Raw genomic sequence first — 22,004 nt, 5'->3', positions numbered from 1 at the left:
AAATAAAAAAATTGCAGGTAATCAACATAAAAACGCAACTGCAAGTTTATAAACTTTTAAATGGTGTAAAAATAAAAAAAAGTGAAGCATTTCTGCTTCACTTCAAACAATTTATATTAATGAAAATTAATATCCGAAGATTTCTTCAAGGGTTACTTCTTTGAATTCCCCCATTTTGTTAATTGATTCCATATTCAGGTTTTCTTTTTTCCCGATAATGGCAGTGTTATATTTCAACGGTTTGATATCAGCATTGTAAAAGCCTGTCAGTTGAGGCAAACTCAAATTCTGAATTTCTGCATAGATATCTTTTCTGATATCATAATCTACACCTAATTTTTTCAATGCCAATTGGTTATAGAAAATATTGGTCCTGTTGATTCTGTTTGAAGCTATCTGCTTCAACGCCGAACCTTTTGAGTTTTCAAACTGCGCAGGAATCTGTGGAAAATCTGCCATCAGATCGTTCATTGCATTTACCGCAAGAGGCAGTTTGTTTGCTTGAGTGCCGATGTAATTGGTCACATAGTTCGGGTGGTTCTTTTCAGAAGCCGGAGCATAAGATACATACGCAGAATATGCTAAAGACTTGCTTTCTCTGATCTCCTGGAATACGATAGAAGACAATCCGCGTCCGAAATATTCGTTGAAGACATTTACTTTTCCGAAATTGGTTAAATCTACATTTTTAGCCTTTGCCACTTTTGCCATTTCCATCTGTACCATATCGTAAGGTGTAAAATATACTTTCCCTTCAGTAGCCGGTTCTGCATATTCTTTAGCTTTTGCAGGCTGCATTTTTGTATTGATAACGAAAGGTTTTACTGCTTTCTCAAGACCTTTCTGATCTTCTCCGTACAAGAAAATCTCATAAGGATATTGGTTCAGGGTTTTGATTTTAGACATCAACTCATTCACGTTGATACTTTCCAGACGCTGCTTAGGAATAATATCTGTCATTCTTGAATCCTTTCCGTATTTCGCATAGTTTGAAAGTGCTGCCATAATTCTTGTCTTGTCTTTTTTGGCAACTTCTCTTGATTCAAGAATCGTTTTTACGGTCTGATCGTAGATTGCTTTGTCGGCTTTTACATTGGTCATCCAATGGTTTAGCAACTCTACCCCTTTGTTCATATTGCTTTCCAGCCCACTCAACGAGATGATGATCTGATCATTTGTAGTTCTGAAGCTGTTTGAAATTCCTAATTTGTAGAATTCTTCTTTCAGCTGCTCAGGAGTATACTTGTCAGTTCCTAAATATTGTAAAACGCTTACACCGAGGCTCAATTCTTTATCATTATCTGTCCCGAAAGGAAAAATATAATTTACCTGAGCTACTTTATTATATTTGTTTTGAACGAAACTTACCTTCTTATCTTTGATATCTGTTGTAGCAATCGCCGTTTTGTAATCAATAAACTGAGGCTTGATTTCTCCTGCTTTTGTCCCCAAAATATCTTTAAGGAAAGGTGACTGCGCTTCTCTGTTTAATTTGATTGGTGTAATGGCTGGATTTTGTACACGAACCAATTTGTCATTCACACCTTTTTCTTTATAAACAACCACATAATTGTCTTTGAAAAACTCATTTGCGAATTTTACAATATCTGCTTTGGTGATTTTTTCGTAATCGTTGATCTCGTCTAATTCCTGCTGCCAAGTTCTTTCGTTGATGTAAGCATTGTAAAGTGTTGTTGCCAGACCGTCTGCAGTTTCCCAACCTTTCATACGCTGTACTTTCATATCGTTGACGATTGCTTTCATCATCCAATCCGGAAACTGCCCTTTTTTAACTAAATCAATCTGTCCAAGCAACAATTTTTTAGCTTCATCAAAACTCTGTCCTTCTTTTGGAACTACGTACAATGTAAATGCTCCGTACGTTTTGTAAGGAGATTCGTAAGCTCCTGCGCTTAATACTTTTTGCTTTTGGCTGATATTTAAATCTATTAAACCTGCATCACCGCTGTTGCTTAAGATTTCACCAACCATGCTTGCTAGTCTTGCATCTCTGGTTCCGTAAGAATCAGATCTCCATGCTATCGTCATTCTCGGTGCAGACGGACTTTTTACCGTTCTGCTTACAATTTGGGTCATTGGCTCTTCAGAAACCATTTTCTTCATTGGAAGTTCTTTGTATTTGAACGTTCCAAAATACTGGTCAACTAATTTTATCGTTTTGTCGAAATCTAGATCTCCAACCAATACAACCGCCATATTGTTAGGTACGTAATATGTATTAAAATACTTATGAATCGCTACCATTGAGGGGCTCTTCAAATGCTCTGAAGTACCGATTGTGGTTTGCTGACCGTTCGGATGTTTTGGGAAAAGCGCTTCCATTAAAGCATAATTTACCAAACGGCTGTCATTATCCTGAGCTCGGTTGTATTCTTCATACACCGCTTCCAATTCTGTATGGAAAAGACGAAGAACCAATTCTGAGAAACGTTCTTTTTCTACTTTAAGCCATTTCTCTAACTCATTTGCAGGAATATTGTTTTTGTAAACCGTTTCGTCTAACCAAGTGTGAGCATTAGTTCCGGTTGCACCCAAAGATGAAATTGCTTTGTCATATTCATTTGCAATTGCATATTTTGAAGCCTCCTGAGAAACCTCATCGATCTTTTTGTAAAGTGCTTTTTTCTTTTCAGGATCTTTTTCAGCTTTGTGCTGTTCGTAAAGATCAGAAATCTGCTGCAACAAGACTTTTTCTTTAGCCCAATCCTGAGTTCCCAGATGTGAAGTTCCTTTGAAAACCATGTGCTCAAGATAATGAGCTAATCCTGTGTTATCGCTAGGATCGTTATTTGAACCTGTTCTTACAGGAACATAGGTTTGGATTCTTGGAGCATCATCGTTCTTTGCGAGATAAACTTTTAATCCGTTTTTTAAAGTATAGACTCTCACTCCTGCCTGATCATTTTTCACAGTTTCGTACGTATAACCCTGACTGTCGGTCATTGTCTGCGTATCAAATTTCTGCGCCATTGCATTGATCATGAAAAAGAATGAAAGAGAAATAAAAACTTTCTTCATAGTGAAATTTATTAATTTAATGTTAAATAGGTAGGATTTTGAAAGCGTTTGTTACAATCCATTGATATTTATATTACATAGTGTCAAGTGCCGCTCCTACGGAGCTCACCTTTAATGACAGGTGAATATTCTACAAACGTTTTAATTATGATTTTAAATAGAAGATTATTCATGGTTATAAATCGTATAATAAAATTTGATATATGTGCTTGAACAAAGGCGATAACTTATAAGGAATAGATTTTGTAGACAATAATTAATAATTTCATAAAAAACATCTCATGAAAACTAAAATGATTTGGGCAAATTTTGCAGTTGAAGATCTTGACCGTACTACAGAGTTTTATACAAATTTAGGATTCAGGTCTAATGGAAAATCTAATGAACTGACCAGTTTTTTTTTTAGTGACAATAATTTTGTCATCCATTTTTTTCTCAAAGATATTTTAGAGAAAAATACACACATTGCATTCTCGAATGCTCAGAATTTCAATGAAATAATTTTTACTTTATCCGCAGAAACAAGAGAAGAAGTTGATCAATGGGCAGAATCTGTGAGAAATGCTGGCGGAAAATTAGAATCTGAACCGAAAGAATTTGCTGACAATTATTATGGATTTACTTTCTCAGATCCCGATGGACATAAGTTCAATGTATTTATGATGTAATTAAATATCAAATCACGACGAATTACAAAGAATTTGCTTTAGATCTGAACAATTACCCTCGATATATTCCATAATCCTATGTCCTGCATTTTTATTATTTTAGCACATTGAAAAATCAGTGAGAAACAGATGCATAAAATATCATCTGATTATTAAACATCAATCTTTTTGGGTGAAAAAACAAGACATTCCACAAGACGAAAGTAATCTTCAATCAGCAAATATGACCGAAATGTTATATGTGACTGATGAAAATAACAATTACACCACCGCTCAAAGCATCGGCTGGGAAGCAAAAAAAGCCGCTCTCGATGAATCGATGGCACTCATCAACGAAAGAATTGAAGAGGCAAAACAAAACGTTGCCAATAACATCGTGAGTCCAATCATCTATTTTATGGAACTAAATAAAATGGATTTGCAGGTTCTTGCAGCGTATGTCGGGAAATGGCAATGGACCGTCAAAAGACACGCAAAACCGAAAATTTTCAAAAAACTCAGCGATTCTACTCTCAAAAAATACGCCGATACCTTCGGAATCTCGGTAAATGAATTAAAAAACTTCGACGGTAAATAATGAAATTGAATTTTGAACACCACCAGACAGCCCATTGTGAAAACGGTGTTGCCTCCAATTTACTTCTCAACAGAGGTTTAAAACTTAGCGAACCTATGATTTTCGGAATTGGTTCCGGATTGTTTTTCGTGTATTTACCATTCCTGAAAGTAAACTTTGCACCGGGTTTCAGCTATCGTCCGATGCCGGGAGCTATTTTCAGCAAAGCCGCAAAAAGACTGGGCATTAAAATCAAAAGAGTTAAATTTTCGAATCCTAAAGAAGCTCAGGCTGCTTTGGAGAAAAATTTAGAACAAAATATCCCGACAGGTCTTCAGGTAGGCGTTTTCAATCTTACTTATTTTCCTGAAGAATATAAATTCCATTTCAATGCCCACAATCTTGTGGTGTATGGAAAAGAAGACGGAAAATTCCTCATAAGCGACCCTGTGATGGATTTCGCAACGACTTTGACTGAGGCTGAACTTGAAAAAGTACGTTATGCAAAAGGCGCACTTGCCCCGAAAGGTCATATGTATTTTCCGACACACATCCCAGAAAATATAAACTTAGAAGAAGCCATCAAAAAAGGTATCAAAGATACCTGCAAAAATATGCTCGCTCCCGTTCCGATTATTGGCGTAAAAGCGATGCGATGGGTGGCAAAAAACATTCCGAAATGGGCGGAGAAAAAAGGGACAAAAGTGACGAATCATTATCTCGGACAATTGATTAGAATGCAGGAAGAAATAGGAACCGGCGGTGGCGGATTCAGATTTATTTACGGTGCTTTTTTACAGGAAGCGGCTGTGATTCTTAAAAATGAAGAACTGAAAGAATTGTCTAAAGAAATCACCACAATCGGCGACCTTTGGAGAGACTTTGCAGTGGATATTGCAAGAGTTTACAAAAACAGAAATTCCAAAAGCGACATTTACAATCAGCTTTCAAAATCGATGCTGCATATTGCAGATCTGGAGGAAGCTTTTTATAAGAAATTGAGAAAAGCAATATAGTTTGGAGAATATCATCGAAATAAAAAATCTCTACAAGAAATACAAAAATTCGGAAGACTTTTCGGTTAATGATATTTCTTTGAATATTGATAAAAACGAAATTTACGGAATTCTCGGCCCAAACGGAGCGGGAAAAACCACATTGATTTCTATGCTTTCTGGTTTAATAAAACCTACTTCAGGAAGTTTTACCATCGACGGATTCTCGCCTAAAAAGGACAGTTTCAAAATTAAACAAATCATCGGTGTTGTTCCTCAGGAATATGCGCTCTACCCTACTTTGACTGCGAAAGAAAATCTTTTATTCTTCGGAAGTCTGTATGGTTTAAAACATAAAAATCTTCACAAAGAAATCGACGAAGCTTTGGAATTGATGGGCTTGACGAAATTTGCCAATAAAAAAGTTGACCAATTTTCAGGCGGAATGAAACGCCGTTGCAATCTGATTGCCGGAACGCTTCACAATCCGAAAGTTCTGTTTCTGGACGAGCCGACCGTTGGCGTAGATGTTCAATCCAAAAAAGCGATTATCGACTATCTTTTAGATTTAAATAAAAAAGGAACGTGCATTATTTACACTTCGCATCACCTTTCGGAAGCGGAGGAATTCTGTACAAAAATCGCCATTATCGACCACGGAAAAATCCACGCAACAGGAACTCCGCAAGAATTGGTGGAAAGAGTTGCCAATGCTGAAAACCTGGAGGATGTTTTTATTTCATTAACCGGAAAAGAATTAAGAGATGTTGTATAAATTGTGGAGAAGTTTCATCAAGGAAATTCAGTTGTTGAAGAGAGATTCGGGAGGAATTGTCATTATTTTTCTAATGCCATTGCTGTTGATAATTACCATCACTTTAATCCAGGATTCGACATTCAAAAATCTGGAAGGTTCAAAAATTCCGATTATTTTCATTGATAATGACCATTCTGAGGTTTCCAAAGTCATCAAAAAAGAACTGGAAACAAGTAAAACATTTGAACTTGTCACCGATTACAACGAAAAATCAGCCGAAAAAGCTGTGTTTACGGGAGATTATCAAATGGCCATCGTTATTCCTGAAAATTTAACGAAAGACTTAAACTCAAATATCGATTCTAAAGTTCAGACCGTTGTCAGCTCATTTGGTTTGGAAACCGATTCTACTGCGACAAAAGCTGTGGCTTCAAAAGCAAAAGACATTCATCTCTATTTCGACCCTGCCACCAATGCAGGTTTCAAAAATTCTGTAATGAACGCCATCAATAAAATGGTTTTCGAAATCGAGAATAAAAAAATCTACAAAGCCTTCCAGGACCAACTCGGTACAACGGAAGACCTTGAAAATAAAAGCTTAATTACTTTTAAAGAAATCACACCAAATAAAGGCAAGGAAGAACTGATGCCGAATTCCGTACAACACAACGTTCCTGCGTGGGCGTTGTTTGCGATTTTCTTTATTGTGGTGCCGTTGTCGATTAATTTGGTCAAAGAAAAAAGTCAAGGAACGAGCGTGAGAGTTCGTGTGAGCCCGACGCCGTATTATATTCATATTTTAGGAAAAACATTCACGTATCTCATCATTTGCGTCACCCAGTTTTTGCTGATGGTTGCGGTGGGAATCTGGCTTTTCCCTTTGATGGATTTGCCTCAGTTTGATGTTTCCGGAAAAATGTTTCACCTGCTTATTGTTACTCTTTTTGCAGGATTGGCAGCGATTGGATTTGGGGTTTTAATTGGCACCGTTTCTGACACTCAGGAACAGTCGGCGCCGTTTGGAGCGACTTCCGTAGTTGTTTTGGCAGCGATTGGCGGAATCTGGGTTCCGGTTTTCCTGATGCCAGAATTTATGCAGAAAATTGCACAGTTTTCCCCGATGAACTGGGGACTGAATGCATATTACGATATTATCTTAAGAAACAGCGGCATTAGCGAAATTGCCAAAGAACTGATTTTCTTATTTTTATTTTATATTGCGATGGTGACCATCTCTTTATTATACGAAAGAAAACAAAATGCAGTCTAAAAATTTAACCTGTACCGAAGAAGTACGCGTCCGGTTCAACGAGACAGACCCGCTGGGAATCGTTTGGCACGGGCATTATATCGTGTATTTTGAAGATGGAAGAGAAGCTTTCGGAAGACAGCACGGTTTGACCTATCTTGATATTCAAAAAGCAGGATTTGTAACGCCGATTGTAAAAAGTATGTGCGAACATTTTCTTCCTTTGAAATATGGGGAAACCTTCAACATCGTAACGACTTTTGTGAATTCTGTTTCGGCGAAATTGATTTATAAATACGAGATTTTCAATCAACAAAATCAATTGGTTTGTAGTGGAGAAACCATTCAGGTTTTTTTAGATTCTGAAAATAATTTATGTCTGTACAATCCCGAGTTTTTTCAGACTTGGAAAGATAAAATGGGATTATGACAAAGGAAATTTACATCACAGATTACAACTGCATCACGCCTTTGGGTTTTGATGTAGAATCAAACTGGAAAGCACTTTTGGAAGGGAAATCCGATGTGACTTTACATAAAGTTATCGATAATCACGAAGCTTTCTTTGTTTCTAAAATTGATTCTGAAAAATTGGAAGAAGAATTTAATAAACTCTTCGACTCCGCTCAGAATGACAATTTCACAAGATTAGAGAAAATGTTTTTGTTGAGTTTAAAACCTTTGGTAGAAAGACATTCGATTTCAGATGACACCGCTTTTATTCTTTCGACAACAAAAGGAAATATCAGTTTATTAAAAAACGAAACCACTTTACCGGAAGGCATTTACCTTTCAAAATTAGCGCAAAAACTGGCTGATTTTTTTGGATTTAAAACCAAACCGATTGTCATTTCAAATGCCTGTGTTTCCGGAGTTATGGCGATTTCTGTGGCGAAAAATATGATTCAGACAGGAAAATACAAAGATGCTTTTGTGGTTGCCGGAGATGAGATTTCTGAATTTGTGATTTCAGGTTTTAATTCTTTTCAGGCAATTGCAAGCGAACCCTGCAAACCTTACGATAAAAAACGTAATGGAATTAATCTGGGTGAAGCGACGGCAGCAGCATATATCACTTCTACTCCATCAGAAAATGAAAATTTTAAGTTTAAAGTTTTAGGCGATTCAGCGATTAACGATGCTAATCACATTTCAGGCCCATCGAGAACAGGCGACGGATTATTTGCAAGCGTTCAAAATGCGATGAAAGAAGCGAAAGTTTCAGCCGAACAAATCGATTTTATTTCCGCTCACGGAACGGCAACCCTTTACAACGACGAAATGGAAGCCATCGCCTTCAACCGAATGGATTTGCAAAATGTTCCTTTGAACAGTATGAAAGGTTATTACGGACATTGTCTGGGAGCTTCAGGACTTTTGGAAAGCATTATTTCAATGGAATCTGCCTTGAACAGCGCTTTAATTCCATCTAAAAACTTTGAAGAAATGGGAGTTTCTCAGGATTTGAATATTATTAAAGAAAATCAGTCGGCAGAAATTAAATATATTTTGAAGACGGCTTCGGGTTTTGGCGGTTGTAATGCGGCGATAGTTTTGGAAAAAGCATAAAAATAATTTTGTAATTTTGATAGAATTAAAGTTTTAGAAAATGGAATCTACTTTGGAAATCAGAAAAAGAATTCACGAGTTCATTGATATTGCAGATGACAGAATCCTGCGAATTATCAATGCAATCATTCATGCAGAAGAAGAAGAAGATTTAGAATTAGAAGCTTCTGAGTATCCCGAAGTTCCAGATTATGTTTATGACAAAATTGAGGAAGAACGCAAAAAATATTTGAACGGTGAGCTAAAGACTTCTTCGTGGGAAGAAGTGAAAGAAAGATTGATGAAAAAACTATGACTTATCATCTTTCCCTATCTCCAAATGCTGAAGCTGATTTGCTTGAATCTGCATTATGGTACGAAAGTCAACAAATTGGACTTGGAGAAAAATTTATGCAAAAAGTTGAATCTTACTTTTCTAGAATTCAAAATAACCCATTGCACTTTCCTTTGAAAAAAGGAAATTTGCGTGAGGCTTACATCCAAAAATTCCCTTTTGTTATCATTTATGAAATTGTAGAAAATGAAATTGTGGTCTTCGCTGTTTTCAACACTCATCAAAATCCAACAAAAAAGCCTTAAACTTTTGAAAATCCTCAATGAAGAAAACAGACATCTGCACCATAGAAAACTCAAAAATAATTCTCAACGACCAAATTATTTTTGAAACCAAAGCCCAAAATTTCTCAGACTTTGCAAAAGAAACCTACAAAACTTTAGAACTGAATTATCCAAAATTTCATAAAATGGATAATCTCAGCAAACTCGCTTTTCTAATATCCGAAATGATTCTGAAAAATGACGACCACAGCAATACCGCTTTGGTTTTTGCCAACAAATCCTCAAGCCTCGACACTGATTTTAAATATCAGGAAAGCATCAATTCTCAGGAAAATTCTTTCCCAAGTCCTGCCATTTTTGTGTACACTTTACCGAATATTTGCGTCGGCGAAATCAGCATTAAACATAAAATGCAGACCGAAAATGCTTTTTTTGTCTTGGATGAATTTGATGAAGAATTTTTAAATTCATATGCGGCACAGATTCTGCAATCAGGGAAAGCTGAAAAAGTCTTGTGTGGCTGGGTAGAACTTTATCAGGAAAGTTATAAAGCTTTTGTATATTTGCTAAGTTTGTGAAAAACTGTAAGATTCAATAAATAAAAATCAGCTATTAAAAGTTTGAATGGCAAAAATTAGTGTAGAAAATTCAGAAATAACCATAGTATCCGTTGAGAATGTAGATTACATCTCGCTCACTGATATGGCTAACGCAAAAGAAAGCGAAAGTCGCGCTGCGGACATTATTAAGAACTGGATTAGAACACGTTATGCATTAGAATTTTTAAGCACTTGGGAGCTCATTAACAACCCAAACTTTAAAGTGGTCGAATCTGACCACTTTAAAATGCAGGCAGGATTGCCTAGTTTCACGTTGAGTATTTCGGAATGGGTTGAAAAAACCAATGCAACCGGAATTATTGTAAAAAAAGGAAAATACGGCGGTACTTTTGCACACAAAGACATCGCTTTTGAATTTGGTTCCGCAATAAGTGTTTCGTTTAAATTATATCTGATAACCGAATTTCAAAGGTTAAAAGAAGAAGAGCAAAAGCAATTTGGCTGGTCTGTAAAACGAGAATTGGCAAAAATAAATTATCGAATTCATACGGATGCCATCCAACAAAATCTGATTCCAAAAGAATTATCTTCAAAAGAAATTTCTATCATTTATGCAAATGAAGCAGATGTGCTGAATGTGGCATTATTCGGAATTTCAGCCCGTCAATGGCGAGAAGCAAATCCTGAGAAGAAAGGAAATATTCGGGATTATGCGACGATGAATCAACTGATTTGTCTTTCAAATCTGGAAAACATCAATGCTAATTTCATTCAAGAGAATTTCAGCCAAAGTGAGCGTTTGCAAAAACTTAATAAAATTGCAATTCATCAAATGCAAGTTCTGGAAAATATTGAAGAAAAACATTTTTTGAAATAAAAACACTTAAAAATATTACTTTAAAGAGTAATTTTACATTTTAGAATAAAATTATGGAAGATTTAAAATTAGAATTAAAAAACAAAATTATAGAAGTTCTTAATCTTGAGGACGTTGCAGTAGAAGAAATCAAAGATACAGACCCACTTTTCGGTGGTGGTCTTGGATTGGATTCTATTGACGCTTTGGAATTAATTGTCCTTCTTGACAAAGACTACGGAATCAAGTTATCTGACCCGAAAAAAGGAAAAGAAATCTTCCAATCTATCGAAGTGATGGCAAAATACATCGAGGAAAACAGAACAAAATAATTCAATCTAACAATGTATCAATCCAGCAATGTACCCATATTGTTACACTGTTAAATTGATACATTGCTACATTATTTAAAAGATGAGTCAAAGAATTGCCATTACAGGAATGGGCATTATTTCCTCCATTGGTAACAATATCGAGGAAAATTTTATTTCGCTAACGACCGGTAAACACGGCATTTCAGACATCGAATTGTTTGAAACTCGCCACGCCGGAAATATCAAAACAGGCGAGATAAAACTGTCTAATGAAGAACTTGTGCAGAAACTTCAGCTTAACGAAGATAACAATGTGACGAGAACCGCTTTGTTGGGAATGGTTGCTGCAAAAGAAGCTGTAGAAAGCGCCGGAATTTCGGATATTAATGAATACAAAACCGGATTGATTTCCTCCACCAGCGTAGGCGGAATGGATATTACCGAAAAATATTTCTACACCTACGAAGATTTTCCTGAAAAGCAAAAATATATTGACTCTCACGATGCAGGAAATTCATCGTTGGCAATTGCAGAATTATTGGGTCTGAAAGGTATGGTTTCTACCATCAGTACAGCCTGTTCATCTGCTGCAAATGCGATTATGATGGGTGCTAAACTCATTAAAAATGGCGTTCTCGACCGCATAATTGTTGGCGGAACAGATTCTCTTTCGAAGTTTACTTTGAATGGATTCAATACGTTGATGATTCTGACCGATTCTTACAACACGCCTTTCGACAACGACAGAAAAGGTCTGAACTTGGGCGAAGCAGCCGCTTTCCTAGTTTTGGAATCTGATGAAGTGGTGAAAAAAGAAAATAAAAAAGTGCTGGCTTATCTTTCTGGTTACGGAAATGCAAACGATGCACATCATCAGACTGCTTCTTCGGAAAACGGACAAGGTGCTTATCTAGCAATGGAAAAAGCTTTGAAAGTATCCGGATTAGACAAAGAAAAAATCGATTACATCAACGTTCACGGAACGGCAACACCGAATAATGATTTATCTGAAGGTATTGCAATGATTCGGATTTTTGGTGAAAATCAGGTGCCGGAATTCAGTTCTACGAAAGCATTTACGGGTCATACTTTGGCAGCTGCGGCGGGAATTGAAGCTGTTTATTCGATCTTGGCAATGCAACACAATGTGATTTTTCCGAATTTAAATTTCAAAACAAAAATGGAAGAATTTGATTTGACGCCCGTTACCGAACTGAAAGAAAAAAATATCAACCACGTACTTTCCAATTCTTTTGGATTTGGAGGAAACTGTTCAACTTTAATTTTTTCTAAATAATGCGTGCAGTTTACATCAACAGTGCAGCCTGCATCTCGGTTCAGGACACTTTAAATGAAAATTTTTTCCAAAATCTGAAACCCGGAAATTCTGTTCAGGTTTTAAAAGCCATCGAGCCCAATTACAAAGAATTCATTCCGCCAGCAATGAGCAGACGAATGTCTAAAACCGTAAAAATGAGTTCAGTAGCATCAAAAAAAGCTTTAAAGGAAGCCGGAATTGAAAAACCGGATGCCATCATCGTAGGAACCGGAATGGGCTGCTCACAGGATTCTGAAAAGTTTTTGAAAAATGTAATTGATAATAATGAAGAATTTTTGACTCCGACTTACTTCATTCAGTCAACTCATAATACCGTTGCTGGACAAATTGCTTTGGGACTGCAATGTCACGGCTATAATTTTACCTACGTTAACTGCTCTTCATCGTTAGAATTTTCAATGCTCGATGCTAAACTTCAGATTCTTGATGGTGAAGCAGAAAATGTTTTGGTTGGCTCTACAGATGAGCAAACTGAGCGAACAATGGAGCTTTACAAACTGAATAATTCCATTAAAAAAGAAGAAAATCTGCCTGTTGATTATTTGAATTCAACGACGGAAGGCGTGATTTGGGGCGAAGGTTCGAGCTTTTTTGTTTTAGGAAAAGAGAAAACTGAAACTTCTTATGCTCAACTTACAGCTATTCAAATTGTTAACATATTAGAATTAGATGAAACTCAACAATTTATTGAGGATTTTTTAGCTAAAAATAATTTAACGAATAACGATATTGATGCTGTGATTTTAGGTTTCAGTGGAGATTCAGAATCTGATGTTTATTATAAAAAAGCAATAGATTTATTTCCAAATTCGTCTTTATTGTATTACAAACACTTAAGCGGAGAATTCAATACCTCAAGTGGTTTTTCAATGTTTATGGCTTGTCAGATTCTCAAAAATCAGGAGATTCCGGAAGTGATGATGATCAATTCTGTGAAAAAAGAAGGAATTAAAAATGTTCTTTTGTATAATCATTTGGGAGGAAATGATAATAGTTTGGTTTTGTTGGAGAAAGTATAATTTTTGTCATTCAGAGGAAACGAAATGGAGCGTGGAATCTAAGCAAATTTAAGACACTGTCGAGATTCCTACGGAAATCAAAGATTCCACGAAGTGAATGACAAACAGGTTGCTAAAGTTTAAATCTAAAAACAATAAAGATGAAACATTATCCATTTATTATTTTTTATCTTTTCTTGAACCTATTTATTTATGCATTTCAGGGAACAATTTGGGTTTACATTTTTTGCTTCATCCTATTTTCTGCAGTGGTAGTTTGGGGTTCTTTTGATATTGAATTAGGCTATTTTGTCAACAGCATCACTCATAAAAGAACAAAAATCAAAGAAGTTGCTTTAACTTTCGATGACGGACCGACCGAATTTACTCCTAAATTTTTAGACATTTTGAAAGAAAATCAGGTGAAAGCCACATTTTTCTGTATCGGAAAACAGATTGAAAAATACCCTGAAACGTTTCAAAGAATTATCGCAGAAGGTCATACGATTGGAAATCATACACTTTCCCATTCAAACAACACGGGCTTTTTATCGGCTTCAAAAATGATTGAGGAAATTGAAAAATGTGATGAGATTATTTCTAAAGTCGGAAATATAAAAACCAATTTATATCGTCCACCGTTTGGCGTTACCAATCCGAATATTGCAAAAGCCATCAAAAAAACTCACAAAAAAAGTATCGGATGGAACGTTCGTTCATTAGATACGATCACAGACGATGAGAAAAAAATTTACAAAAAAGTAACCAAAGATTTAAAAAAAGGAAGCATCATCCTTCTTCACGATACTTCGGAGAAAACGTACAATGTTTTGGTCGAATTATTGTTATTTTTGAAGGTCAAAAAGTATTCAACTTTTACAATTGATTCTATTATAAAAAATTAAAAAATGATTAAAAATATAGCTTTTGGAGCATTTTTATTAATTTCAGGTTTCGTTTTTGCTCAGAATACGGCAATGAACGGAGCAGAAGCAAAAGCATTTGTGACAAAAATCTCTTCTGAAACAAAGGAAATAAAAACTCTGCAAAGTGATTTCACTCAAACCAAAAAAATGGATTTCCTGGATAAGAATATTGTCACCCAAGGCAGAATGTCTCTGAAATCTCCAAATACACTGAGCTGGAAATACACAAAACCTTACCAATACAGCATTGTTTTTAAGGAAAACAAAATTTTCATCAATGATCAGGGGAAAAAATCTTCAGTCGATGCGAAAAGTAAAACTTTTGAGAAGATCAATAAATTAATCGTAGGAAGCTCCAACGGAAAAATGTTCAATGATCCTGAATTCTCCGTCGTTTACTTAAAAAATTCGGCTTCTAATATTGCGAAATTCACTCCGAAATCTGCTCAACTATTGAAGTATATTAAACAGATCGAACTTCATTTTCCTAAGAATCAGTCAACGGTTTCACAGGTAAATATGACGGAAGCTTCCGGAGATACTACAAATATTGTTTTCAAAAACACTAAAATCAATGCGCCGATTCCTGCTTCAGAGTTTAGTTTATAGTGCAATTTTTTTACTGATGATTTCCTGTAAATCGTATCAGTTAAAAGGAGTAAAACCAGTTTCTACCACAGAAAAAACAGTTGAAAATCTCTACTTTTCTTCTAAAGAAGATTATGTGTATAAATGCCAGATGGATGTTTATAAAAATCACATCAGCGGAATTTTAATCATTAAAAAAATCTCTGAAACCACGCATCGGGTTGTAATGACTTCAGATTTTGGAAACAAAATGATCGATTTTGAAATTTCTGGAAATGATTTTAAACTGAATTATGTTTTGGCAGATTTAGATAAAAAAATGGTTATTAATTTTCTGAGAAATGACTTTCAGGAATTGTTAAGACAAAAATATCCTGTAACTGAAAGTTTTGAAAATGATCTTTTTATAATATATGACTCGAAGATTGGCAAAAAAGATTATTATTTATCTTTTAATAAAGAAAATAAATTACTCCATCATTTAGTTTACACAAAGAATAATAAGGAAAAAATTGATTTTAGTTTTGAAGCTAAAAAACCTACTTTTGCAGAAACGATCAATCTTCAGCACAAAGATTTTAAGATCAATATCAAGCTATTTCAAATCACTGAAACCGAATAAATCATGCAGACTATACTTACAGACTTTTATACTTTACAGTCACACGATAAAACTGAGAACGGAAGTTTCATTGCAAACATTATCCTTAATAAAGACCACGATATTTTCAAAGGTCATTTTCCGGGAAATCCTGTGACGCCGGGAGTTTGTATGATGCAGATCGTAAAAGAGCTGACAGAAGAGTTTACAGGGAAAAAATTGTTTCTGAAATCTGCTTCAAACGTCAAGTTTATGGCAATCATCAACCCTTTTGAAACGCCTGATTTAATGATGCAATTGGATATTAATGAAGGTGAAACTGAAATCAAAGTAAAAAATACAACTTCTTTTGGCGAGACTATTGCATTAAAAATGTCAGTCAATTATACTAAAATATGAAACTCTTATTTTCTTTACTAGCCGGTTTATTTTTATTTTTTCAAAGTGGTGATTTGGAAACTTTGAGAAATTCTTACTCAAAAGCCAATCTATCTGTTGAAGGTGCAAAAAACTTTATCGGAATTGCTGATAAAAAATCATCTTCAGACCCTGTAATTTCAGCATATAAAGCCGCTGCAAATATACTTGAAGCCAAGGTAACCACAGAAAAGAACAAGAGAAAATCTTTTGTAAAATCCGGGGCTACAAGTCTGGAAAGCATTATCAAAAACAATCCAAACAATGCAGAACTGCGTGTGATCAGAATGAGCGTTCAAGAAAATATTCCGAAAATTGTTGGGTATAATAAGAACCTGAAAGAGGACAAAACTTTCCTTCTCAGCAATTACAGCAAACAAAACGCCTCACTGAAAACCTACATCAGAAAATTTGCAATGCAGTCTAAAACAATGACCGCAACGGAAAAAAATTCATTAAAATAAATGACACTTTCTGAAGTACAAAATGCAATTTCCGAAAGGAAAATCTGCATCCTCATTCCAACGTACAACAACAAAAAAACGCTAAGGAGAGTGATTGACGGTGTTTTGGAGTACACCAAAAACATCATCGTCATCAACGACGGTTCTACAGATTCTACTTCAGAAATTTTAAAAACCTATTCTCAGATTTCCACCATCAATTTACCTCAAAACAAAGGAAAAGGAAATGGTTTGAAAATTGGTTTCAGAAAGGCAAAAAAATCGGGTTATCATCACGCAATCACGATTGATTCTGACGGACAACATTATCCCGACGATATTCCTGTTTTTGTGGAGGCTTTATTGAATGAAAACGAAGATGTTCTATTGATTGGAAACCGAAATATGTCACAGGACGGAATTCCTAAAAAAAGCAGTTTTGGAAACCGTTTTTCTAATTTCTGGTTTTGGTTTGAGACCGGAATTAAGCTGGAAGACACACAATCCGGCTACAGATTATATCCTTTACATAAAATTCCGAAGAAATATTTTACGCCAAAATTTGAGTTTGAAATTGAGATTATCGTAAGAACTGCGTGGCGGCATATTCCTGTGAAAAACGTTCCCATAAAAGTTCTGTACGATCCGGCGGAAAGAGTGTCACATTTCAGACCATTCAAAGATTTTACGAGAATCAGCATTCTGAATACCATTCTGGTTTTCATCACTTTAGTTTATATTATTCCCCGAAATTTCATCAATAATTTCAGAAAGAAAAGTTTCAAAAGATTCATCAAAGAAGACGTTCTGGAAAGTGACGGAAGCAACCGTACGAAGGCTTTTTCTATTGCGCTGGGAGTTTTTATCGGCTTCTCTCCTTTTTGGGGGTTTCATACTTTGCTGGTCATTTCTTTATCTGTACTCTTTAAGCTCAACAAAGTTTTGGCTTTTGTGGCTTCAAATGTGAGCTTGCCACCTTTTATTCCATTTATCATAGTTGCATCTCTTTTTTTGGGAGCGCCTTTTGTTGCGGAAGACAGCGATATTTTTAATCAGGAATGGAATTTTGATTTAGTGAAAAATAATTTTGTACAATACATCATTGGAAGTCTTATTTTGGCAAGTACAATGTCTCTGATTTCTGGAATTGCAGCTTATCTTTTTTTGAATAAAGTAAATCCTGAAAACGATTGATTTTAGATCATTTCAACTTTTTCAAAGTCTTCTTTAGATATTTCTCAATATTTTCTCTGTCAGGAACGGTTGTAATTTCCTTAGTCAAGGCTTTTTCAAACTCAATCTTTGCTTTTGAATATTCTTTAAACTTAAAATAATATTTTCCAACCTGATAATAAACCAACCACAAATCGGGATTCAATGATTTATAATGGTCAATAAATTCCTCAGAAAGGATTTCGTCTCCTTCAAACTGAGAACTCAGTTTTTTAAATTCTTCGTAGTTTTTAAATTCTTGAGAATCTAAAAAAGGATCTTTTGCAATATTCAATTCTGATTTTGCAAATTCTCCACCTTTCAATCTTTTATCCGAAAAAATTTCATTCAGATCGTAACATACAAATTCGCCCAACTGATAAGGATTAGAAGAAACCCAAACTAATTTTTTCTGAGGTGAAAAAATAACGGCGTGATGCGCCAAAAGCTGATTGATCGCTTTCTCATTACCGTAGCCAATTTTTTTATCTTTCAATCCTGATTTATCTCTTAAAATCGAAGCCATTTTTTCAGGATTCAGCTTTTTATTTTCCTGCAAAAGTTCCTGAAGTTTTTCATAACGATATTCGGAATGGCTCTCTATAATATGTTTTTGATTGCGTTTATCATCTTTATATGCTTCTGACTGAAAATGATTTGTACATACAATTTTACTGGAATTTTCTACTTTATAAACTCCAAAATTGTTCGGAGAAACTTCTATGATCACAGCATTTTTATCATTTGCACTACCCACCAAAATAGATTCGGAAACAAAAACTTTTCTCTTTTTTGCAATCGCTATCGCTTCATCAATATTTTTGGCATACTGTAAAATCTCTCTCGTCACCAAAGAAATCGGAGTCTTTGCCGTCAACGGAATTTTTGATTTCCCCGCATTGATCGTCACGGTAATCCCTTCTTTATTCATTCCGGAAACAACACCGATCATTCCTGGCCAACTTACCGACAGATAAGGAATTCCGTTTTCCGGTTCTACGAATTCTATCAATTTATTTTTAGCAAAATCATCCCCGACGTAAAAGTCAAAATTTCGTCCGATCAACAGATCTCCGTCTTCCGTATTTTCATTCCAAACGGCAAGAGAAGTACAACCAACCACCATTAGATCCTGCATTGCGTGACCAATATCGTGGGCGCCGTGTAAATACATATTTCGAAGAAATTTCGGAGCTATAAAATCATATTTATCTGATGAGTATTGAGACAAACCATACAATTCAGCCTGAAAATCTTCTCTTACATTCAGGTACATTTTCCGGTTATACCATTTCAGGAAACCTCTTAAAAGATTTTGTTTGAATTTCGACGGAACAAAACCTTCGACTTTAGAAAAGAAAATTTCTTCCTGTTTCTGCATCAGATTTTGCGTTAATGCACCATTGTTATAACCCAACTGCAAAGGATTTCCCTTGATATATAATTCCCAAAGCTGTTGTCTATTTTTAGTTAAATAATTTTGATTAAAACTAAAAGTAGAGTCGTTAATCTTGTCAACCTTCGGAATTTCTAATGAATATCCTTTTACATCAGGAATATGTTTTATTGATTTTGAAACCCCACAGGAAATGAGATTTAATATAAAAAATAGATAAATTAAGATTTTAAATTTCATTTGTTTGATTTAAAACTTTTGTCAAACGTTCATCAATCAGTTCTTTTCCCAAAATTTCAGCGCAAGTATTAAAAGCACCGATTGTGCAGCCTAAAATCCCGTGCATGTTAACTGATTGCCCAGTGAGGAAAAGATTTTCAATTTTAGTGCGTGGCGAAACCATCGTTTTTAAAGGGTTTTCTGAAGTTTTGACGTAACCGTACATATTTCCGCTGAAACTTCCGATATAATCCCGGTAAGAAAGCGGAGAAGATGTATAAATGTTTTTGATAGATTCTCTCAGGTGAGGAATTTTCTTTTCCAAGGCATCAATCATTTTTTTCGCTTTTTCAAGCTTAAATTTTTCGTATTGCTTTCCGCGTTCATGCTCGTCCGCAATAGTGTTAAATGTATTTTCCCATTCTTTAACCTCATCAAAATCCATATAGGAAATTGCGGTCAGACTTTCTGCAAATTCAGGATATTGTTTTGCCGGAGTTGATGACAGCATGTATGTTTCAGGCCAGTTTTCTTTTTTATATTTAAAAGCATTCCACACCATTTCTTCAGATGAAAAATGATAAATGTTATAATTAAAATTAGGAATCAAGTTCGGTTTTAAAACCAAATAAACACTGAAACAGGATGAAACAGGTTCCCAACTTAAGATTCGGTTTAGGAAAGATTTTTTTAATCTTTTTTCACCAATAAGCCTGATCAGAGAACGGATCTCAATATTTGAAATAAACTGTTTCGCAAAATATTCTTTGCCTTGAACTGTTTTTACTGAATTTAAAATATTATTTTCATTAAAAATCAATTCAGAAACTTCGGAATGTTTATGAATATCTGCTCCGTATTCTCTTAATTTTCTGATCAGAAGCTTTGAAATCTGACTTCCTCCTTTCACACATTTATAAGCACTTTGAATGTAAGAATTTACCGTTAAGGCATGAACGTAAAAAGGAATATTTTCAGAATCTCCGGCGTAAAGAAAATTTGATCCTAATAAAACAGCCTGTAATTTTTTATCTGAAGTGATCGATTCTATGAATCTCCTGGTATTTAAATGAAGAATTTCTTCGTTGTAGTTATTTTGTCCCACGACATTATACCGAGGGAAATAATTACAAACCCTCTGAATCTCTTCACAATAATTTTCTAAATTTTCTCTTTCATCAGGAAAATATTTAGATAATTGCTCAACAAAATTATCATAACCCTGTGCATGAGGATATTCAATTTCGTCTTCTCCGAAAGTTATTTTATCATATCCGTTTTCATCCATTTTCTCAAGTTCGAGACCATTGATAATTTCCAGATAAGAAAAAAAATGATGAAGATTTTGCCCCTTAGATAATCCGCCTAAATAGTGAACTCCGGTATCAAAAATCAATTTATCTCTTGAAAACGTCTGCAAGTTTCCGCCATACTGATTATTTTTCTCAAGAACACAGACTTTTAAGCCTTCTTTCGCCAAAATAAGAGCTGAAACAAGACCTCCCAATCCGCTGCCAATAACCAATATGTCGTATTGTTTTTTCAAAAGAGAAAGATATTCTTTTAAAGTTAAGCAGTTCTTTTGCCATGCTGGAAGCATCTCACTGTCGCTTAGATTCTTTCGGAACGACAAACTTTGTGAATAATTAGGAACAAATAATGCTTAACAATAATTGATGTTAATGATTTGAGTTTTACTTAGTTTTTCAATAGGGTAAATGTAGAAAAATTTAATCTACATCATCCCAAAAATCAAAATAATTGAACCACTGAAGAGGATATTTTTTGATCATCGACTCCAGATTTTGAGTATATGAGTTTAAAAGTCCTTGCGCATCTCGCTTTTTAACCTGTTGAGCGACTCTTGCATACAAATGATAATGAAGATTTTTCTCTTTCATCACATAAACATAAACGACCGGAACTCCTAATCTGGATGCAATAAGAAAAGGACCTGCAGGAAATTTTGCGCTTTTGCCGAGTAAATCTGTCTCAAGGAATTTTGAACCTTCAAAATAACGGTCACCTGTGAAACAAATCAATTCATTTTTTGATAAAGCCTCGTTGATGTCAAAAATATGCGACATATCATCTTTCACATAAATGAATTTGATATTACTTTTATTAACCGTAACACTGTCTAAATATTCTTTAATAACCGTAATTTCCTGATCTGTGGTTACTAAATTAATCTGACAGTCAAAATCAATATCAGCAAAAAAATGTTCCGCAATTTCGAAGTTTCCGATGTGAGCGCTGATTAAAACACCGCCTTTTTTTTCGGCTAAAAGATTTTTAAGATTTTCAACTCCGTCAAATTCATAGGTAAATTTGTCTCTCAATCCTGCAGAGATCGCCGTTTTATCAATCAAAACCGTTCCGAAAGTGAAGTAACTTTTATATCTGGAAATTATCGTTCTCCAAAAGTTATAATTGAGTCGCTTTTTGAAATAATATGAAATGTATTGATTGCTCTTTTTTTCGAACAAAAAGTAGTAAGCAGCAACAAAATAAAGCACAAAATAAGAACTCCTGATCCCGATATTTCTAATACACCAGACGAATATTCTGTATCCTAATATTGTCCCTTTAGATTTACCTTTCCACTTGTTCATATCTCGGTTTCAGACTTTATTTTTTTTAACGCAAAGATCTCAAAGTTTTTAGAACAAAATAATAATATATTAAGTTCACAAAAGATTTCTCTCCTAACAAAGACTTTGAATTAATTTTTAAAGGAAAAT

The 22,004-nt window shown here is 34.9% G+C and carries 24 protein-coding genes; 20 read left to right on the top strand and 4 right to left on the bottom strand.

What is annotated here, in order from left to right:
• Nucleotides 1-126 precede the first annotated feature (126 nt).
• Nucleotides 127-3,039, bottom strand: coding sequence for a M16 family metallopeptidase (locus AC4FQ5_RS17085; protein ID WP_491145247.1), 2,913 nt, complete (start codon nt 3,037-3,039; stop codon nt 127-129).
• 281 nt (nt 3,040-3,320) lie between these two features.
• On the opposite strand from AC4FQ5_RS17085, the gene AC4FQ5_RS17080 reads away from it, so the two are divergent.
• From AC4FQ5_RS17080 to AC4FQ5_RS16985, 20 genes are all read left to right on the top strand, one after another.
• The gene (locus AC4FQ5_RS17080; protein WP_491145245.1) at nt 3,321-3,707 is read left to right on the top strand and encodes a VOC family protein; all 387 of its coding nucleotides are present in this window, start codon (nt 3,321-3,323) and stop codon (nt 3,705-3,707) included.
• Nucleotides 3,708-3,879: 172 nt separating this feature from the next.
• On the top strand, nt 3,880-4,284 hold the full coding sequence (gene DarG / locus AC4FQ5_RS17075; RefSeq protein ID WP_491145243.1) for a flexirubin biosynthesis protein DarG: 405 nt from the start codon (nt 3,880-3,882) through the stop codon (nt 4,282-4,284).
• The gene (gene darH, locus AC4FQ5_RS17070; protein ID WP_491145242.1) at nt 4,284-5,279 is read left to right on the top strand and encodes a BtrH-related acyltransferase DarH; all 996 of its coding nucleotides are present in this window, start codon (nt 4,284-4,286) and stop codon (nt 5,277-5,279) included. The genes DarG and darH overlap by 1 nt, the downstream gene beginning before the upstream one ends.
• Nucleotide 5,280: 1 nt before the next feature.
• Nucleotides 5,281-6,033: an ABC transporter ATP-binding protein gene (locus tag AC4FQ5_RS17065; RefSeq protein ID WP_491145240.1), complete on the top strand. Its 753-nt coding sequence runs from the start codon at nt 5,281-5,283 to the stop codon at nt 6,031-6,033.
• Nucleotides 6,023-7,285: an ABC transporter permease gene (locus AC4FQ5_RS17060; RefSeq protein ID WP_491145238.1), complete on the top strand. Its 1,263-nt coding sequence runs from the start codon at nt 6,023-6,025 to the stop codon at nt 7,283-7,285. The genes AC4FQ5_RS17065 and AC4FQ5_RS17060 overlap by 11 nt, the downstream gene beginning before the upstream one ends.
• A complete protein-coding gene (locus AC4FQ5_RS17055; RefSeq protein ID WP_491145237.1) occupies nt 7,275-7,694 on the top strand; it encodes an acyl-CoA thioesterase in 420 nt (139 codons plus the stop codon). The genes AC4FQ5_RS17060 and AC4FQ5_RS17055 overlap by 11 nt, the downstream gene beginning before the upstream one ends.
• Entirely contained in the window at nt 7,691-8,833 is a 1,143-nt protein-coding gene (locus AC4FQ5_RS17050) for a beta-ketoacyl synthase N-terminal-like domain-containing protein (RefSeq protein WP_491145236.1), read from the top strand. Before AC4FQ5_RS17055 ends, AC4FQ5_RS17050 begins: the two co-directional genes overlap by 4 nt.
• Before the next feature lie 40 nt (nt 8,834-8,873).
• A complete protein-coding gene (locus AC4FQ5_RS17045) occupies nt 8,874-9,128 on the top strand; it encodes a hypothetical protein (RefSeq protein ID WP_491145234.1) in 255 nt (84 codons plus the stop codon).
• Nucleotides 9,089-9,412 (top strand): type II toxin-antitoxin system RelE/ParE family toxin, encoded by a 324-nt coding sequence (locus AC4FQ5_RS17040; RefSeq protein WP_491145232.1) that lies wholly within the window; start codon nt 9,089-9,091, stop codon nt 9,410-9,412. Before AC4FQ5_RS17045 ends, AC4FQ5_RS17040 begins: the two co-directional genes overlap by 40 nt.
• 17 nt (nt 9,413-9,429) lie before the next feature.
• Nucleotides 9,430-9,969 (top strand): 3-oxoacyl-ACP synthase, encoded by a 540-nt coding sequence (locus tag AC4FQ5_RS17035; protein WP_491145231.1) that lies wholly within the window; start codon nt 9,430-9,432, stop codon nt 9,967-9,969.
• 46 nt (nt 9,970-10,015) lie between these two features.
• Nucleotides 10,016-10,828 (top strand): KilA-N domain-containing protein, encoded by an 813-nt coding sequence (locus tag AC4FQ5_RS17030; protein WP_491145229.1) that lies wholly within the window; start codon nt 10,016-10,018, stop codon nt 10,826-10,828.
• Nucleotides 10,829-10,881: 53 nt separating this feature from the next.
• Nucleotides 10,882-11,139, top strand: a complete 258-nt coding sequence (locus AC4FQ5_RS17025; RefSeq protein WP_034963026.1) for a phosphopantetheine-binding protein — start codon at nt 10,882-10,884, stop codon at nt 11,137-11,139.
• Between the two features lie 82 nt (nt 11,140-11,221).
• Complete coding sequence (locus AC4FQ5_RS17020) at nt 11,222-12,418, top strand: beta-ketoacyl-[acyl-carrier-protein] synthase family protein (RefSeq protein ID WP_491145227.1); 1,197 nt, start codon at nt 11,222-11,224, stop codon at nt 12,416-12,418.
• Nucleotides 12,418-13,479, top strand: coding sequence for a beta-ketoacyl synthase N-terminal-like domain-containing protein (locus AC4FQ5_RS17015; RefSeq protein WP_491145225.1), 1,062 nt, complete (start codon nt 12,418-12,420; stop codon nt 13,477-13,479). Before AC4FQ5_RS17020 ends, AC4FQ5_RS17015 begins: the two co-directional genes overlap by 1 nt.
• 140 nt (nt 13,480-13,619) lie before the next feature.
• A complete protein-coding gene (locus tag AC4FQ5_RS17010; RefSeq protein ID WP_491145223.1) occupies nt 13,620-14,363 on the top strand; it encodes a polysaccharide deacetylase family protein in 744 nt (247 codons plus the stop codon).
• A 3-nt stretch (nt 14,364-14,366) separates the two neighbouring features.
• Nucleotides 14,367-14,993 (top strand): flexirubin biosynthesis/transport protein LolA2, encoded by a 627-nt coding sequence (gene lolA2, locus AC4FQ5_RS17005; protein ID WP_491145222.1) that lies wholly within the window; start codon nt 14,367-14,369, stop codon nt 14,991-14,993.
• The gene (gene lolB2, locus AC4FQ5_RS17000) at nt 14,959-15,594 is read left to right on the top strand and encodes a flexirubin biosynthesis protein LolB2 (protein ID WP_491145220.1); all 636 of its coding nucleotides are present in this window, start codon (nt 14,959-14,961) and stop codon (nt 15,592-15,594) included. Before lolA2 ends, lolB2 begins: the two co-directional genes overlap by 35 nt.
• Nucleotides 15,595-15,597: 3 nt before the next feature.
• Nucleotides 15,598-15,972 (top strand): ApeI family dehydratase, encoded by a 375-nt coding sequence (locus AC4FQ5_RS16995; protein ID WP_491145218.1) that lies wholly within the window; start codon nt 15,598-15,600, stop codon nt 15,970-15,972.
• Complete coding sequence (locus AC4FQ5_RS16990) at nt 15,969-16,454, top strand: hypothetical protein (RefSeq protein WP_491145216.1); 486 nt, start codon at nt 15,969-15,971, stop codon at nt 16,452-16,454. The genes AC4FQ5_RS16995 and AC4FQ5_RS16990 overlap by 4 nt, the downstream gene beginning before the upstream one ends.
• Complete coding sequence (locus AC4FQ5_RS16985; protein ID WP_491145214.1) at nt 16,455-17,627, top strand: DUF2062 domain-containing protein; 1,173 nt, start codon at nt 16,455-16,457, stop codon at nt 17,625-17,627.
• Between the two features lie 7 nt (nt 17,628-17,634).
• On the opposite strand, the gene AC4FQ5_RS16980 is transcribed toward AC4FQ5_RS16985, so the two are convergent.
• The 3 genes from AC4FQ5_RS16980 to AC4FQ5_RS16970 all read right to left on the bottom strand — a co-directional run bounded on the left by AC4FQ5_RS16980 (nt 17,635) and on the right by AC4FQ5_RS16970 (nt 21,875).
• On the bottom strand, nt 17,635-19,281 hold the full coding sequence (locus AC4FQ5_RS16980) for a C45 family autoproteolytic acyltransferase/hydrolase (protein ID WP_491145212.1): 1,647 nt from the start codon (nt 19,279-19,281) through the stop codon (nt 17,635-17,637).
• A complete protein-coding gene (locus tag AC4FQ5_RS16975) occupies nt 19,271-20,860 on the bottom strand; it encodes a phytoene desaturase family protein (protein WP_491145210.1) in 1,590 nt (529 codons plus the stop codon). The genes AC4FQ5_RS16980 and AC4FQ5_RS16975 overlap by 11 nt, the downstream gene beginning before the upstream one ends.
• Nucleotides 20,861-20,990: 130 nt before the next feature.
• Entirely contained in the window at nt 20,991-21,875 is an 885-nt protein-coding gene (locus AC4FQ5_RS16970) for a lysophospholipid acyltransferase family protein (RefSeq protein WP_491145208.1), read from the bottom strand.
• Nucleotides 21,876-22,004 lie beyond the last annotated feature (129 nt).

It is taken from the genome of Chryseobacterium sp. DT-167, assembly GCF_058310155.1.
Note: the sequence above shows the minus strand (reverse complement) of the source record. Positions and strands in the feature narration are given on the sequence as shown.

Bases quoted from the DNA above. Each gene is read 5' to 3' on its own strand.
- darH (WP_491145242.1), top strand. From the start codon at position 4,284: ATGAAATTGAATTTTGAACACCACCAGACAGCCCATTGTGAAAACGGT.
- AC4FQ5_RS16975 (WP_491145210.1), bottom strand. From the start codon at position 20,860: ATGCTTCCAGCATGGCAAAAGAACTGCTTAACTTTAAAAGAATATCTT.
- AC4FQ5_RS16970 (WP_491145208.1), bottom strand. From the start codon at position 21,875: ATGAACAAGTGGAAAGGTAAATCTAAAGGGACAATATTAGGATACAGA.
- AC4FQ5_RS17025 (WP_034963026.1), top strand. From the start codon at position 10,882: ATGGAAGATTTAAAATTAGAATTAAAAAACAAAATTATAGAAGTTCTT.
- AC4FQ5_RS17035 (WP_491145231.1), top strand. From the start codon at position 9,430: ATGAAGAAAACAGACATCTGCACCATAGAAAACTCAAAAATAATTCTC.
- AC4FQ5_RS17045 (WP_491145234.1), top strand. From the start codon at position 8,874: ATGGAATCTACTTTGGAAATCAGAAAAAGAATTCACGAGTTCATTGAT.
- AC4FQ5_RS17060 (WP_491145238.1), top strand. From the start codon at position 6,023: ATGTTGTATAAATTGTGGAGAAGTTTCATCAAGGAAATTCAGTTGTTG.
- AC4FQ5_RS17050 (WP_491145236.1), top strand. From the start codon at position 7,691: ATGACAAAGGAAATTTACATCACAGATTACAACTGCATCACGCCTTTG.
- AC4FQ5_RS16980 (WP_491145212.1), bottom strand. From the start codon at position 19,281: ATGAAATTTAAAATCTTAATTTATCTATTTTTTATATTAAATCTCATT.
- AC4FQ5_RS17010 (WP_491145223.1), top strand. From the start codon at position 13,620: ATGAAACATTATCCATTTATTATTTTTTATCTTTTCTTGAACCTATTT.
- lolB2 (WP_491145220.1), top strand. From the start codon at position 14,959: ATGCGCCGATTCCTGCTTCAGAGTTTAGTTTATAGTGCAATTTTTTTA.
- lolA2 (WP_491145222.1), top strand. From the start codon at position 14,367: ATGATTAAAAATATAGCTTTTGGAGCATTTTTATTAATTTCAGGTTTC.
- AC4FQ5_RS17055 (WP_491145237.1), top strand. From the start codon at position 7,275: ATGCAGTCTAAAAATTTAACCTGTACCGAAGAAGTACGCGTCCGGTTC.
- AC4FQ5_RS17015 (WP_491145225.1), top strand. From the start codon at position 12,418: ATGCGTGCAGTTTACATCAACAGTGCAGCCTGCATCTCGGTTCAGGAC.
- AC4FQ5_RS16995 (WP_491145218.1), top strand. From the start codon at position 15,598: ATGCAGACTATACTTACAGACTTTTATACTTTACAGTCACACGATAAA.
- AC4FQ5_RS17085 (WP_491145247.1), bottom strand. From the start codon at position 3,039: ATGAAGAAAGTTTTTATTTCTCTTTCATTCTTTTTCATGATCAATGCA.
- AC4FQ5_RS17030 (WP_491145229.1), top strand. From the start codon at position 10,016: ATGGCAAAAATTAGTGTAGAAAATTCAGAAATAACCATAGTATCCGTT.
- AC4FQ5_RS16990 (WP_491145216.1), top strand. From the start codon at position 15,969: ATGAAACTCTTATTTTCTTTACTAGCCGGTTTATTTTTATTTTTTCAA.
- AC4FQ5_RS17020 (WP_491145227.1), top strand. From the start codon at position 11,222: ATGAGTCAAAGAATTGCCATTACAGGAATGGGCATTATTTCCTCCATT.
- AC4FQ5_RS16985 (WP_491145214.1), top strand. From the start codon at position 16,455: ATGACACTTTCTGAAGTACAAAATGCAATTTCCGAAAGGAAAATCTGC.
- AC4FQ5_RS17080 (WP_491145245.1), top strand. From the start codon at position 3,321: ATGAAAACTAAAATGATTTGGGCAAATTTTGCAGTTGAAGATCTTGAC.